The following is a 14011-nucleotide window of genomic DNA, read 5'->3' as shown; positions in this document are numbered from 1 at the left end:
ACAAAACCTAACCATAATTTTTACATATGCTGGCTGTTACAATTTTAGGGAATAATTCGGCCATCCCTGCCTTTGGAAGACACCCTACTTCCCAGATCATTACCACCGTAGATGATTTGCTGATGTTCGATTGCGGAGAGGGGACACAGATCCAGATCCTGAACTACCGCATTAAACGGAGCAGGATCAATCATATTTTCATTTCGCACTTACATGGTGATCATTATTTTGGTTTAATTGGTTTGCTGAACAGCTTTGCTTTACTAGGCCGTATTCAGCCTTTGCATGTATATGGTTCTGAAAGGTTGAAAGATGTACTTGATCTGCAGTTCAGCCTGTCAAATACAATTCTTCCGTTTGAATTTACTTTTCATCCAATTAAAGAAGCCGGCCTGCTGCTTGATTCAAAACATTATACTGTTGAATGTTTCCCTACCAAACACCGTATTGAATGCTGGGGTTTCCTGGTGAGGGAAAAGAGAAATCTCCGAAGAATAAATATTGAACAGGTAAGAGCATACAGGGTACCACCTATCTTCTTTTCAAAACTGCAGCATGGAGAAGATTATCTTTCACCTGATGGAGAAACAATCAAAAATGAGCTGCTCACAGATGAGAACACAAAAGCTAAGAGTTATGCATTTTGTGCTGATACCATTTATGATGAAACATTGGTGGAAATTATCAAAGAGGTTGATCTTGTATATCATGAAACCACTTACCTGTCGGCATTAGGTGATAAGGCAACTGAACGTTTTCACTCAACTACAACGCAGGCTGCCACGATAGCGTTAAAGGCAAAGGTTCATAAACTCATTATCGGTCATTTCTCAGCTAAATTTGAAAGCCTGGAACAGTTTGAAAAGGAAGCCAGAGAAGTATTCCCGAATACCGAGAATGCAACAGAAGGTATGACCTATCTAATTTGATTGGTGAAAAGCCACCTGTAAAAATTATACATCTCGGTTCGCCAGAAATTTTCGTTATGTCTTCCTTCTTTCACCTGTTTGTAATATAGTTTCTTCAGACCTTTCTGTTTTAACTGATCATACACTGACTTCATATCAGAAACCATTTCTTTACCTTCCAGTTCACCGCAAACAAAATAAACAGCTGAGTTAAGATTAGAAGAACTGTCAATTTTTTTCTTCAGATCAGGAGCAATCCAGAAAGCAGGCGAGAAAATGCCTGCAGCACCAAAAACAGAAGGATACTTAACCACTGCATATAAGGAAATCAATCCACCCATTGAACTGCCTGCTGTAAAGGTTGATTCTTTTGATGGCTTAGTACGGAATGTTTTATCGATATATGGTTTTAATGTGTTCACAAGAAAATCAACATATGCATCTCCTTCACCCGGTCCAAATCTTGATGTGTAAGGATTGTATTCCGTCATTCGTTTTGTATCACCGTGATCAATGCCAACTACAATACACTGTCTGCCCATGCGAATTGAATCCATCATTTCATCCACTCCCCATTCGCCATAAGAAGAAGTTTGTGCATCAAAGAGATTCTGTCCGTCATGCATATAAAGAACAGGATAATTCTTTTTGTTGAATGCATAATCTTCCGGCAGGTAAACCCAGATTCGTCTTTTCCTGTTTAACTGTGGAATTGAAAATGAAGTATCAATTACAAATACGTTTTTACTTCTTGTTGATACTGGCGGTCTTCCGGGAAAATCATCGGCCCATGCTTCAATACTAATGGAGACAGTTGTATCAGATTTTATCTGCAAAACACGGTTACTGATGGCATCTCCATTTTTTGCAGCTTCAACTGTGGCCCATGAACCACGGGTAATTTTATACTCAACAATCCCAGATGGAACAGCTTTAATTTCAGTATACTGAATTCCATCTGCCGATGTTTTAAATGAAAAAGGGTGTTCTCCGGGGTTCCATCCGTTAAAGGAGCCGGCAATGTATAAGCTGTCCTTCAAATGGCTGCCAGGCTTGCCTTTCAGCTCAATCCTCAGTAAATTTTGTGCAGCTGAATGATTGCTTTGAAGTACGGCAAAGCTTAAAAAAAAGAACAGCTTTATAAATTGAATTCTATGCAACATCGTTTTACCTCTGCAAAAACTTACCTATTCTTATGCAGATAATTTTTAACCCCTGCATGCAGTCCTGCAGATAATGGAACAACCGGTAACCGGAGATTATTTTCAATTAAACCCAGCTCTGTCATAAATGCTTTTACACCTGCGGGATTATTTTCAGCAAACAACAGATCGTATGCTTCCAGCATTTGATCATTCAGTTTTTTTGCCGCTGCAAAATTTCCTTTAAGCGATTGACGAACCATTTCACTGAATTGCTTTGGCAAACAGTTCGCTGCTACACTGATAACACCTTCCATACCGCAGGCAATCTGCGGCATTGCCAATGCATCATCTCCACTTACAACAAGGAAATCAGTTGGTTTATCTTTTAATATCTGCATACACTGAACCATATCACCACCCGCGTCTTTTATACCTGCAATGTTTGAAAAATCATTCGCAAGCCTCAACGTTGTTGAAGCATTGATATTTCTTCCTGTACGTCCCGGAACATTGTAAAGAATGATTGGCTTTGGACTTACTTCCGCCAATGCTTTATAATGCTGGTAAATCCCTTCCTGCGATGGTTTATTATAATAAGGGCTGGCACTTAATACCGCAACCGCTTTCTGTAAAGGAAATGTTTCAAGATCCTTGATCAGAGACAGTGTATTGTTTCCTCCAACACCTACAACAACCGGAACTCTTTCAGCAACTGTATCAACAGTAAAATGAATCAGTTCAATTTTTTCTTCCTTACTGAGCGTAGGAGTTTCACCGGTTGTTCCGAGTGTAACAACATATTCAGCTCCATAACTGATTACATAATTGATGACCTTCTCCAGTGCAACAAAGTCGATTTCCATATTTTTTTTAAACGGAGTAACCAATGCTACACCTGTTCCTCTCAATTGATCTTGTAAACTCATACAATAATTATATGCTTAAAGTTTAATTTGAAAATTACAGCTCATCCCAAAAACCCATTTTACTGTAGCGTTCTATTCGTTGATTGATCCGCTCATTCTCATCCATCTGTTTTAATTCGTGCAACATTGGAATCAATACTTTTTTCAGCATTTGAGCAGCTTCATCGTAATCCCAATGAGCACCACCGGCTGGCTCGGGAACAATACCATCCACAATTCCAAACTTATTCATATGCTCAGGAGTAAGCTTTAACTGCTCGGCTGCAATTTCTTTTTTATCCCAGCTGCGCCACAAAATGGAACAGCAGCTTTCAGGCGAGATAACAGTAAACCACGTATTTTCAAGCATCAGTACTTTGTCGCCTACACCAATCCCTAATGCACCGCCGCTGGCTCCTTCACCAATTACCACGCAAATGATTGGCACTTTCAACCTGATCATTTCATAAATATTTCGGGCAATAGCTTCACCCTGTCCTCTTTCTTCAGCTTCAAGTCCGGGAAAAGCTCCCGGTGTATCTATTAAAGTAATTACTGGTTTATTAAATTTTTCTGCAAGCTTCATCAAACGCAATGCTTTCCTGTAGCCCTCTGGATTAGCCATGCCAAAATTCCTCAACTGACGCATTGTGGTGTTAATCCCTTTTTGCTGTCCAATGATCATCACTGTTTCTCCATCCAGCTGAGCAAACCCGCCAACCATTGCCTTATCATCTTTTACACCTCTATCGCCAAATATCTCACGAAGTTGGTACACATTTTATCAATATACTTCAATGTGTAAGGCCTGTCTGGGTGACGGCTCATCTGCACTTTTTGCCAGCTGTTAAGACCCTGAGTAATTTCTCTGTGTTTACCAAGAATACTCTGCTCTAACTGATCAATTGTGGCCGAATAATCAACCTTACTGTTTTTCTCCGCCATTTTACGGAGTTCCTTTAACTGATCAACCAATTCTTTAATTGCCTTTTCTATTTCGATCAACTGACGGTTTTCTAATGATGGCATATATTGAAAAATATTGGAGGTAAAATTAAGCGATTGAAGTGCAATATTAATGAAAAAAGGCCGCCTGTTTACTTACAGCTGTCATGGAATACATTACCTCATTATTTTTCCCCTCAGTCATTCTATTACCCATATAAAGTTTGCCAAAAAAAAAGCTTTTCACTAACTGCCAGTTTTCACCAAACTATTGATTTTCCATAAAAAAGGCCCGGCTGAAATTTCAACCGGGCCTCTCTTCTATTAAGCAAACTCTTCATTACTTATTTAACCCACCACATTTTAGCGTAGTTGTCATCAGTACCACCCAAATTCGTAACTGCAGCTTTATAATTGTCGCCATTAAGTGCAGCTTCGTTTGTAGGATATCCTAAACGTAAAGGAATTCCTCTTGAATCAACCGCATCTGTAGCTGGAGTAAGAACTGGAAAACCGGTTCTACGCCAATCATTCCAAACCTCCCAACCGTTAATATACGAATGCACCCATTTTTCAGTCATGATTTGTTTATACCCATCTACCGGAGTATACGCAACTGCAGGATCTAAAATATAAGCCGCATATACAGGGGCTGAATAAACACCATACTGCTCAAATGAAGCCATTATAGCTGCTTCATAAAAGCTTTTTGCTGCAACATCGCCACCGGTAGCATACCCATTTTTCGCAGCTTCAGCCTGCATAAACAATACCTGGGCATAATTATAAATAGGCATTGGAGAACCCTGACCTCTAAAATTATTACCTATACGACTATACGCAGCAGGAATATTAATTGCTGCATTCCGTCCATATGGCAACCCTTTAACAATTCCACCAGCTAATACCTCTCCAAAAACAGGTAACCTTGGATCAGCCTTTGGCTCCATATAATCAGTCATTGTTTTGCTGATAGCATAATCATTTCTGTTACTTACAGTATAGTTATTATACCAGGGATTATAGTTATTTGGGTCTCCTGCCACATAAGCATAACTGATATTCTGTGCATTACTTGAAATAACACCAGCAGCCAACGCAGCAGCATATTCTGTTTTTCCTTTAGCAGCATCAGCTTTTGATAACCGTAATGCCATAATCATACGTTGAGTATTGGCAAAACGTTTCCAGGCTGCCATATCACCATTCAGTAACACATCTCCTACAACTCCTGCTTCGTTCTCTTTAATCTGCGCTACAGCTTCAGTTAATTCCTTAAACAAATCCGTATAGATATCCTGCTGTTTATCATAAGCCGGTGAAAAGGCATCGCTTCCTTTTAACGCACTTTTGTATGGAATATCTCCCCATCTGTCTGTCATCATTAAATAATAATGTGCTTTCAAAATTCTTGCAACAGCTATTTGATTATCCTTGGAACCATTTCCAACTGTAGCAGCATTCCCATCATTATTATATTTAATAATTGTTTCAAGATTATATAGAGGACCGGTATACCATGCTGCAAACGAAAGATTACGGTCACTGTATAATGAAGGCCCGGGATAAGGTCCTTCAGATAAATGCTGTACATACAGTGAGCCAAGTCGTGCAGAAGCGGCGTTGCCCTGTATTAAACTTGAGTAGGACTGTAAAGAATTTGTCAAAAGCGCTCTGGTAGAAGCAGCTGTTAATAGTGTGGGGTTAACATTAGTATCACCGAATTTATTACAGCTTACAAACACCAAGACAATTGTTATTATACTGAATATTTTTTTCATCTTATATGATTTGTTGTATAAATAGTTTAGGTATTATTTCGTATTGTTTAGAAACTTGCACGAAGATTAAAACCTATTTGTCTTGTTGCAGATAACTGTCCGCCTTCTCTCCAAAATACCTCGAGCTCGGATGGATCAACACCATATTGTTTTGTTGTTGCCCAAATTAACCATGCATTCTGAACGATAAAACCAAGGTTAATTGTTTTTGCAATCTTCGTCTTTTGAACAAATGAAGCAGGGAAGTTATAGCCAAGTCTCACTTCACGAAGTTTGATATAAGAAGCATCGAGTAAAACATTACGTGCATCACGTTGACGGGCTGTATACCAATAAGCTCTTGCAGAAATATAACGGTTATTTTCTGCTTTATTTGCAAATACACCAGGAATTCTGATACCACCATTACCAGTATTACCGCCAGCAAGTGTGTATGAACCAGGATAATCCCTCCAGTCATAACCTTTGTCATTTACACCAACTGTTTCTTCAGACAAACCTGTACCACTATTAAAGTTTCTTGTCTCTGAATAGAACATTCCACCGCTTTGGAAATCGATAGAGAAAGTAAGATCAAATCCTTTATAATGTAATGAGTTAAACATACCTCCCGTCCATCTTGGTAAAACCTGACCGATTTCCTGATTAATATCGTACTCAGGCTGGCCAGAGGCATTAATCAATGTTTTTCCGGTAGTTGGTTCAACCTTCCATTTTCTTCCATAAAATGTACCCCATTTTCCACCTACAGGATGTTCAAGCCTTGTATCATATCGGTTTGTACCATAAACATATGTTTTTAAGCCTGCTGCCAGTTCCTCAATATAATTTGCATTCTTAGCCCAGTTTAAGCTTACATCCCAACTGAAATCTTTTTTACTGACAGGAGTTCCTGTAATTGAAAGCTCTACGCCTTTATTAATGATTTTTCCTGCATTAATCTGAGCAGTTGAAAATCCACTGGCTGGAGAAACATCAATTCCCAAAATCTGTTGAGTATTGTTGTTTTGATAAACAGCAAACTCTACCCCCAGACGCTTGAAGAAACGTAATTCAATACCAGCTTCATAAGCTGTACTTAAAGAAGGCTTGATGCCACCACCTCTGAACTGATCACCAATTGCAGCAGAAGAATTTGTGCCATAAAATGAACCGTTCACAATTGCTAAATCAAGTTGGTGAGGCCCAAGATCTGAGCCAACCGATGCATACGATGCACGGATTTTACCAAAGCTTAACCATTTGAAAGCATTTGACCCTTTAAGGAGTTCTGTAAAAATAAAGCTTGAGCTAACCGAAGGATAAAGATAAGAATTTGCATTTGCCGGTAATGCAGAAGACCAGTCATTACGCAAAGTTCCTTCTACATAGATCATATCCTTATACCCTAAAGACACTTTGCTATATAAACTGTTTACTATTTTCTTTTGATAGTCCCGTGTGCTTATTGGGCGTGAAACTGAAGCTCCAATATCAAAAAAGTTAGCTGAGCTTAAACCGCCCTGAGCTGCCTGATATAATTTACTGTAATTTTCCTGGCGATTGTTTGCACCAGCCAAGGCATCTACAGTAAATTCACCAAACCTGTTTTTGTAAATCAGGTTGGTTTCGTAATTCATTTCCTTATATTGATTCTGCAGAATTTCATAGCTGTCAAGATTTAATCCGCCAGTCGCAACACGATAATCATTTTCGTTGCTGTAACTGTTCATCCTGGCATTCGACTGCAGATTCAAATGGCTGTTGATTTTTATGTTCAAACCAACATTACCAACTAACCTGTTATTTTTCTTAGTTCCGTAGTTTTCTTTAATTACAAAATATGGATTGTCCCAATATTGTGGTGCACCATATACATCCAGATCACTGGAAAAATTCGGATCACCAATATTCCATGAGTTAAGACTGCCATCAGGCTGGCGATAAGTCTTCATTTTTTTCATATCCAGCTGGCGTTGATACCATTGGTTAAAATTCTGAGTTACATTTAAACCATCCAATCGGTAACCTTCTAAAGGCTGTCCCTGGGTATTGGAAGTAGTATAGGTCATATCTGACGACACAGTTATAAATTTCCCGATGTCATACGACCCGTTTATTCCAAACTGATGTTGATCACGGTTTGCACCAGGGATAATCAATGTTCTGTTTTGATTACCTTAGGTCATTCTGAAATTATAATCTACGTCAGAGTTTGTAAAAGAAATACTGTTATTCAGATTAGTACCGGTTTGAAAAAAGTCTTTCACGTTATTTGGCTGAGCTGTAAGAGCGACAATTGGCCAAACTCAGCACCCGGATACCATGAGTAGTAAGGGCGGTACATTTGCCCGTTAATTTTAGGACCCCAGCTTTCATCGGCACCATATTCAAGCATACGTTGTCCATTAAAAGAGGCCCAGCTTGCAGGGTGAACTGCTGGATTATATTTGAAAATATAAAAACCTTCGCTATCAAGATAACCTGCACCCAATGAAGCACTGCTTGTATAAGAAGACGAATATCCTCCGGCATATTGATTCTGGTAAGGTGGGATGATTGAAAGTTTTTCAAATGTTACACCAAGATTTACTTCAACACCTGATGTTTTTTTGCGAGTCCCTTTTTTAGTTGTAATAACAACTGCACCATTGGCAGCACGTTGCCCGTACAATGCCGTTGCAGCAGGTCCTTTTAAAACGGATACGTTTTCAACGTTATCCATAATCACTGCCGATTGGTTGGTTATTGTTCCATCAACAACAAAAATGGGAGCCGCTACACCTAATCCTGTTACTCCTCTGATAATGATATCAGCATTATCAAAAGTAGAACTGGGTGAACCTACCAGCTGAACTCCAGAAACCTTTCCAACAAGAGAAGAACTTACATCAGTTGACTTAGCTATTGTGAGATTTTCTCCCTTTACCTCCTGAATTGAATAACCCAACGCTTTTTTATCTCTTTTAATTCCCAAAGCTGTTACCACAACTTCGCTCATGCTTTTTGCATCATTCGCCAGAGAAATTGAAATATTATCAGACGCAATTACCTCTTTATCTTCAAAACCTGTTGCGGAGATAATTAATGTGGACCCAAGTTTTACTGTCAATTTGAAAGTACCATCATTTGCGGCCATTGTACCGTTTGTTGTACCTTTTTCTTTGATAGAAGCTCTTGCTACAGGATCTCCTCCTGCATCCAATACCTTTCCCGAAATAGTAGTTTTTTGTGCTACGGCTGTATTAAAAATACAGGCACATAATAGCACCAGAAGTGATAGTTTTCTCATGTCTTTGTTGATTTGATTTAAAAATACTCTCAAATATAGGGTTTCTACTTAACTGACAAAAAAATGTTAAAATAGTTTTTTTGACCCCTAAGCAACAAATGACAACATTTTCTTAACAATTGCTGCATTCGTTCAATAAAGTAACCAGGATTTAAATCCTTCCTTCAAAAAATTGAGTTTTGCAAATTCTGAACACTCATTTTATACCTATTAAGCAAATTATTAATAATATGACTTCATTATTTCTCATATACTTATTTTTTGTTTGTTATTAATCAAAATATGAATTTTAATTTCTTGCGTATTAAAAAGGCCGCCTCTTTCGAGGCAGCCTTTGCAATTATACTTTTCAGATCAAAGATTATCTCCAACCTGCATTTGAAGTTCCAATACCATCTGCTTTCGCTTCCGTTCCAAATGTGTAAAATGGAGGATAAACGGAACAATTCCAATATCTTGGCTGGAATTGGGAAATGCAAAGGTGTACCTTTTTGAAGAAGATTCAACTTGCGCATTTCAAAGAATTGCACACCCATGCCAGTTGTATAAAGTTCAACATGTCTTTCATGATGAATTGCTGCTACAATATCAACAAGGTTTGCTGCTACTGGAGCCATACCACCCCTAGTAACACGGGTTCCAGCATTGATAATTGCCGCTGCACCAGCTAAATCGCCTGTATAAGCACGGGCTTCAGCTTTGAGCATATCATTTTCAGCTTTCATTACTTCTGCTTTTTCTCCAATTGCGGCTACATAAATCGCATCGTAACGGGAATTTCTGTAATTAGAGAAATGGTAATAACCCCTCGCAGCAAGAAAGTCATTTGAAGCAAGATATTCAAAATCAGTATTCAACCTGTTGTCAATTGGGCTGGTTGATGCCGGAGGATGAGGAAAGGAAGCCACATCATCCCAATGCTTTGGTTGAGTTGGATCCATCATATTTACAACATACATATCTGTACGACCCCAACCTGGGTAAGTAAGGTAATCACCTCCTTCAAAATACCATGTAGATGTACCATCCATTACAATTTTCCAATCAGAAGTGATACCATTGTCTGCATAAGTTTTCACTTTTGCCCAATCAACAGCAGCTAATTCTGTCTTGTTTCTTGGAACATAAGAAAGTATACGTGCAGCTGCTGTATTACACATCTTTTTAAAATCCGCACTTGAAATAGCCGCAGGCGTACCAAATCAACTTGCAGGGATTGTAAAAGTAGAATTAGCTTCGATAATTGCTTTGTCAAGATAAGAAATTGCTGCAGTAGTAACCTGCTTATAAGTCAATGCCGTTTCAAGAACACCATCCACAGAAGTGACCTCATCTACAACATGAGCTTTATCGAATAATAAAGCAAGATTGCCATAAGCTATTCCCTGAATAAAACGGGCAACCGCAATAGATCTGGCATTCCCTGAACCATTATCACCGATGTCAACTCCCCCATCAACTGCTTTTATTACTTTATTAGCAGTTGAAATAGCAGAGTACATTTTATCGTAAGTAGCTTTTAAAGATGGTCCATTAGTGTAACTGGGAGCGTTATTCCAGGCGGAATTGCGTGGTTCCCAAGACATATCTCTCATACCTGCGTTACCCCAAGAACATGTTGCATGGTCAGCCGCTACAGCTGTCATCATTTCAACACCAGTAAAATCATGTTCGCCATGAAAAACTGTATTGAAAAGACTTGCTGCAACATTTTCAACATCCTCGCCTTTGCATATACTTTCAAAAAATCCGGGTCATTTTCATTGGGAACATCCAACAGGTTTTTTTTTACAACCCGCCAGCCCTACAGAAAGCAAGGCTATAAAAAATAGGTATCTGTTAATCTTTTTCATATAAAAAAGTTTATGTTTTTAAAAATTAAACGAAAGTGAAAATGCAATATTCCGATAAATTGGATTAGCACTAATGCCATCAACAGGGAATCTGATTGTACCAACCTCAGGATCATATCCGGAATACTTAGTAAAGGTTAACAAGTTTCTACCTACAACTTTTGCATTGATTCCTTTTACAAAGCCATTAAAGATGCCGCTTAATGTTTTAGCAGGCACTGTATAACCTAAAGAAATTTCACGAACTTTTAAGTAACTGGCGTCTTCAACCCAATAAGCATTGGCATTATTACCGTCATACATACCGGCACCCCAGTAAGCAGCTGCTTTTTTCTCAGCTGCAGGAACATTAGTCATATCTTGTTTTGCACTGATGTAGTTAAATACAAGACGTTGTTCTTTACCATTGTAGACATCACCTCCTTGTTTCCAATCCAGTAATATATAAAACTGAAAGTTTTTGTAAGTAAAAATATTAGATATCCCTGCTACAAAATCAGGATTACCATTACCTATTTTACCATACCATAAAGAACCATCTGCATTCAACCTCTTAATTGGCAACTCTGTAGTTTTACCCTGTGTTCCCTTTGGAATAACATACCCTTCGCTGTTTACTTCATAATCAGCAATTGTCTTTCCTGCAGGAAGCTGGGTAGACATTTCGTCTAATGTACGTACCATTTTATACCCATAGATTGCTCCATACAACTCCCCTTCTTTAATATAGAATATGTTCTGATCACCATTGAAATCCTGACCACCAGCTAAATAAGGAGCAATTGGCAATTCTGTGATCCGTTGTTTCACTCTTGAGAAAACCACATTGGTTTTCCAGGAAAAATTCTTGTTCTTAAGCCACGTTGCTCCAAATGTAAATTCAAGAGTATTAGATTTTACAGTACCGGCATTTTGCCACTGACTGTTAAATCCATCGTTCAGGAAAGGAATCAAAGGCACATTCAAGAACTGATCTCTTGTTACTGATTCTGCGTAAGTTATCTCTAAACTCAATTTTTTCAAGAAATCGACATTTAAACCAATTTCTTTTTCTTCGGTTGTAGAAGGTTTCAACAATGAATTACCTTTTTGACTTGCTACTGCATTGCCATTTGACAAATCATATACCTCATACTGCCAATCAAACCCAGGGCGAATACCCGCTGTACCATATGCGGCTCTGATTTTCAATTCATCAATTCCTTTGATTTTAAAATCTTCAGAGATACGATAAGCAGCTGAAGCTCTGTAATAAGGGTTCCAACGTGCCTGGGATCCAAATAAAGAAGACCCATCGTAACGAAACATACCGTCAAAAAGAATCTTCTCTTTCCAGTCCATACCTAAGATTGCAAAATAGTTTTGAGCTTTTTCATTCTCAATGTAAGAGGATGCATCGTTGATGCTTGAAAAATTTTCAAAGTTTTCAATACCTGAAATTCTGAATTGAGAAGCACTGATGAAATTGCTTTCGTAACTTCTGTTTTCGTAGAGATATGATAATTTACCTCTGGTGGAAAAAAATTACCAAATTTTGAGCCAGATTAAGGGTTAATTGAGTATTACTTGTTTTTGATTCGTTGGTTGATTGGGACATACTGCCTCCAGAGTAAGACATACCCATTGTTGCAGGTGTACCACCAGATCTTGTCCACGTATTTTGCGGGTTAATGGTAGACGAACGATTGGTTTGGATTTCCATTGTTTGTGTTACATCCAGATCTGCCCAACTGGTAAAACGGATATTCGCATTATAATTTGCTAACCATCTGCGTGAGTTAGAAGCCACCTTTTGCTTTATATAACTGATATAACGGGTTGGTAACTTCTGCATTAAAATTGTTAATACGCAAATAATATGGTTGGTCATCCGGGTTTAACCCACTCAGGTTAACATCCTTCTCCATTCTGGCAATGTTATAAAACAGGCCACTTGCGGCACCAGCCGTACTTGCGGTTCTGTTAATATATAAATTTGAAGCACTGAAACGTAACCAGGGTGTAATGTTCTGATCGATATTAAATCTGAAGTTTTGTCTTTGATAACCGTCTGTAAGTTTTACAACACCTTCCTGCTTATTGTTTTCAAAAGAAAGGTAAACGTTATTTTTTTCTGTACGATTTGCTACAGATATAAAGTTTACAATATTCATCCCTGTTCTGAAAAACTCAGCTTGCGGGTTACGGTAAACACCAAACGGATTATCCATATACCCATCTGTATCAATACCTCTGCTTCCCGCAATACCAGGATTGAAACCGGCACCAATGTAATTGGCCGGGTAAGTAACACCGGCATACTTTGTATATTTTCCCTGGGCTGTTTGCCAATCGCTTGCTAAAGCATAGTAATGAGATTCCGATGTTTTCAGGTAATGTGACAAATCCTGCATACCAACCTCATTTCTTACTGTGATTACTGGTTTATTGGCTGCAATTCCCTTACCTCTTTTAGTAATAACAGAAATTACACCATTACCAGCTCTTGAACCATATAAGGCTGATGCGGCTGCACCTTTAACCACTTCTATTGATTCTACATCATCAATATTGATATCTGCAAGACTACCAGACATAATAATACCGTCTACAAGAATAAGTGGGGCAGAACTAATATTCAAGGCATTATCACCTCTTAACAATAAATCAGCCCCTTGTCCGGGGTTACCGTTTACAGAAGATGTTTTTAATCCGGCCACTTTCCCAGCCAACGCATTTGCAGCAGAAGATGCGGGTACAGTCTGTAATTGTTCTGCACCTACTTTGGTAACAGATACTGTCATTTTCTTCCTTGTTGTTGCACCTGCAACACCAGTTACAATTACTTCAGACATTTCCTGTCCGGAAGAAGCCTTTAAACTGACTGAAAAATTTGTACTTGAACCGATACTGATTTCTTCATTGTCGAATCCGACCGCTGAAATGACCAATGTTCTGGCATTGGCAGAAATGGCTAGTTCAAAACTACCCGTAGCATCGGTAGATGTACCTTTAGTGGTACCTTTTACTAAAACAGAAGCTCCGGGGACAGGGTTTCCTGAACCATCGGTCACTTTACCGGAAATCTTTTTTCCCTGCGCCATTACGAATAGCGAGGCAAAGACTGCTCCGAAGAGTAGCAATACAATTTTTCTCATGTTGTTTGGTTTAGTTTAAAAAATACAGCCCCAATTTAAGCGTTTCCTGAGTACTGCCAAAAAAAT

At 38.6% G+C, this 14011-nt stretch carries 11 protein-coding genes and 1 pseudogene; 1 reads left to right on the top strand and 11 read right to left on the bottom strand.

Annotation, left to right across the window (positions count from 1 at the left end; all coding sequences use genetic code 11):
* Nucleotides 1-26: 26 nt before the first annotated feature.
* A complete protein-coding gene (locus IPK31_12740; protein MBK8088732.1) occupies nt 27-929 on the top strand; it encodes a ribonuclease Z in 903 nt (300 codons plus the stop codon).
* Here IPK31_12740 and IPK31_12735 read toward each other — a convergent pair.
* From IPK31_12735 to IPK31_12685, 11 genes and pseudogenes are all read right to left on the bottom strand, one after another.
* On the bottom strand, nt 917-2071 hold the full coding sequence (locus IPK31_12735) for an alpha/beta hydrolase (GenBank protein ID MBK8088731.1): 1155 nt from the start codon (nt 2069-2071) through the stop codon (nt 917-919). The two genes, IPK31_12740 and IPK31_12735, sit on opposite strands and share 13 nt — an antisense overlap.
* 20 nt (nt 2072-2091) lie before the next feature.
* Nucleotides 2092-2979, bottom strand: a complete 888-nt coding sequence (locus IPK31_12730) for a 4-hydroxy-tetrahydrodipicolinate synthase (GenBank protein MBK8088730.1) — start codon at nt 2977-2979, stop codon at nt 2092-2094.
* Nucleotides 2980-3013: 34 nt separating this feature from the next.
* A pseudogene (locus IPK31_12725) lies at nt 3014-3987 on the bottom strand (acetyl-CoA carboxylase carboxyltransferase subunit alpha).
* Nucleotides 3988-4247: 260 nt separating this feature from the next.
* A complete protein-coding gene (locus IPK31_12720; GenBank protein ID MBK8088729.1) occupies nt 4248-5684 on the bottom strand; it encodes a SusD/RagB family nutrient-binding outer membrane lipoprotein in 1437 nt (478 codons plus the stop codon).
* 47 nt (nt 5685-5731) lie between these two features.
* On the bottom strand, nt 5732-7825 hold the full coding sequence (locus IPK31_12715) for a TonB-dependent receptor (protein MBK8088728.1): 2094 nt from the start codon (nt 7823-7825) through the stop codon (nt 5732-5734).
* Nucleotides 7826-7929: 104 nt separating this feature from the next.
* Nucleotides 7930-8955, bottom strand: a complete 1026-nt coding sequence (locus tag IPK31_12710; GenBank protein ID MBK8088727.1) for a carboxypeptidase-like regulatory domain-containing protein — start codon at nt 8953-8955, stop codon at nt 7930-7932.
* A gap of 275 nt (nt 8956-9230) precedes the next feature.
* On the bottom strand, nt 9231-10115 hold the full coding sequence (locus IPK31_12705) for a hypothetical protein (GenBank protein ID MBK8088726.1): 885 nt from the start codon (nt 10113-10115) through the stop codon (nt 9231-9233).
* A 42-nt stretch (nt 10116-10157) separates the two neighbouring features.
* Nucleotides 10158-10601: a RagB/SusD family nutrient uptake outer membrane protein gene (locus tag IPK31_12700; GenBank protein MBK8088725.1), complete on the bottom strand. Its 444-nt coding sequence runs from the start codon at nt 10599-10601 to the stop codon at nt 10158-10160.
* Between the two features lie 225 nt (nt 10602-10826).
* A complete protein-coding gene (locus IPK31_12695) occupies nt 10827-12269 on the bottom strand; it encodes a TonB-dependent receptor (protein MBK8088724.1) in 1443 nt (480 codons plus the stop codon).
* 43 nt (nt 12270-12312) lie between these two features.
* Entirely contained in the window at nt 12313-12597 is a 285-nt protein-coding gene (locus IPK31_12690) for a hypothetical protein (protein MBK8088723.1), read from the bottom strand.
* Nucleotides 12587-13945: a TonB-dependent receptor plug domain-containing protein gene (locus tag IPK31_12685; GenBank protein ID MBK8088722.1), complete on the bottom strand. Its 1359-nt coding sequence runs from the start codon at nt 13943-13945 to the stop codon at nt 12587-12589. Before IPK31_12685 ends, IPK31_12690 begins: the two co-directional genes overlap by 11 nt.
* Between the last annotated feature and the right edge of the window lie 66 nt (nt 13946-14011).

It is taken from the genome of Chitinophagaceae bacterium, assembly GCA_016713085.1.
Classification (GTDB): domain Bacteria; phylum Bacteroidota; class Bacteroidia; order Chitinophagales; family Chitinophagaceae; genus Lacibacter.
The sequence above is the reverse complement of the archived record's forward strand: the minus strand, read 5'-3'. Positions and strand labels throughout refer to the sequence as shown.

Bases quoted from the DNA above. Each gene is read 5' to 3' on its own strand.
- IPK31_12720 (MBK8088729.1), bottom strand. From the start codon at position 5,684: ATGAAAAAAATATTCAGTATAATAACAATTGTCTTGGTGTTTGTAAGC.
- IPK31_12710 (MBK8088727.1), bottom strand. From the start codon at position 8,955: ATGAGAAAACTATCACTTCTGGTGCTATTATGTGCCTGTATTTTTAAT.
- IPK31_12735 (MBK8088731.1), bottom strand. From the start codon at position 2,071: ATGTTGCATAGAATTCAATTTATAAAGCTGTTCTTTTTTTTAAGCTTT.
- IPK31_12705 (MBK8088726.1), bottom strand. From the start codon at position 10,115: ATGTGTAATACAGCAGCTGCACGTATACTTTCTTATGTTCCAAGAAAC.
- IPK31_12700 (MBK8088725.1), bottom strand. From the start codon at position 10,601: ATGACAGCTGTAGCGGCTGACCATGCAACATGTTCTTGGGGTAACGCA.
- IPK31_12740 (MBK8088732.1), top strand. From the start codon at position 27: ATGCTGGCTGTTACAATTTTAGGGAATAATTCGGCCATCCCTGCCTTT.
- IPK31_12685 (MBK8088722.1), bottom strand. From the start codon at position 13,945: ATGAGAAAAATTGTATTGCTACTCTTCGGAGCAGTCTTTGCCTCGCTA.
- IPK31_12730 (MBK8088730.1), bottom strand. From the start codon at position 2,979: ATGAGTTTACAAGATCAATTGAGAGGAACAGGTGTAGCATTGGTTACT.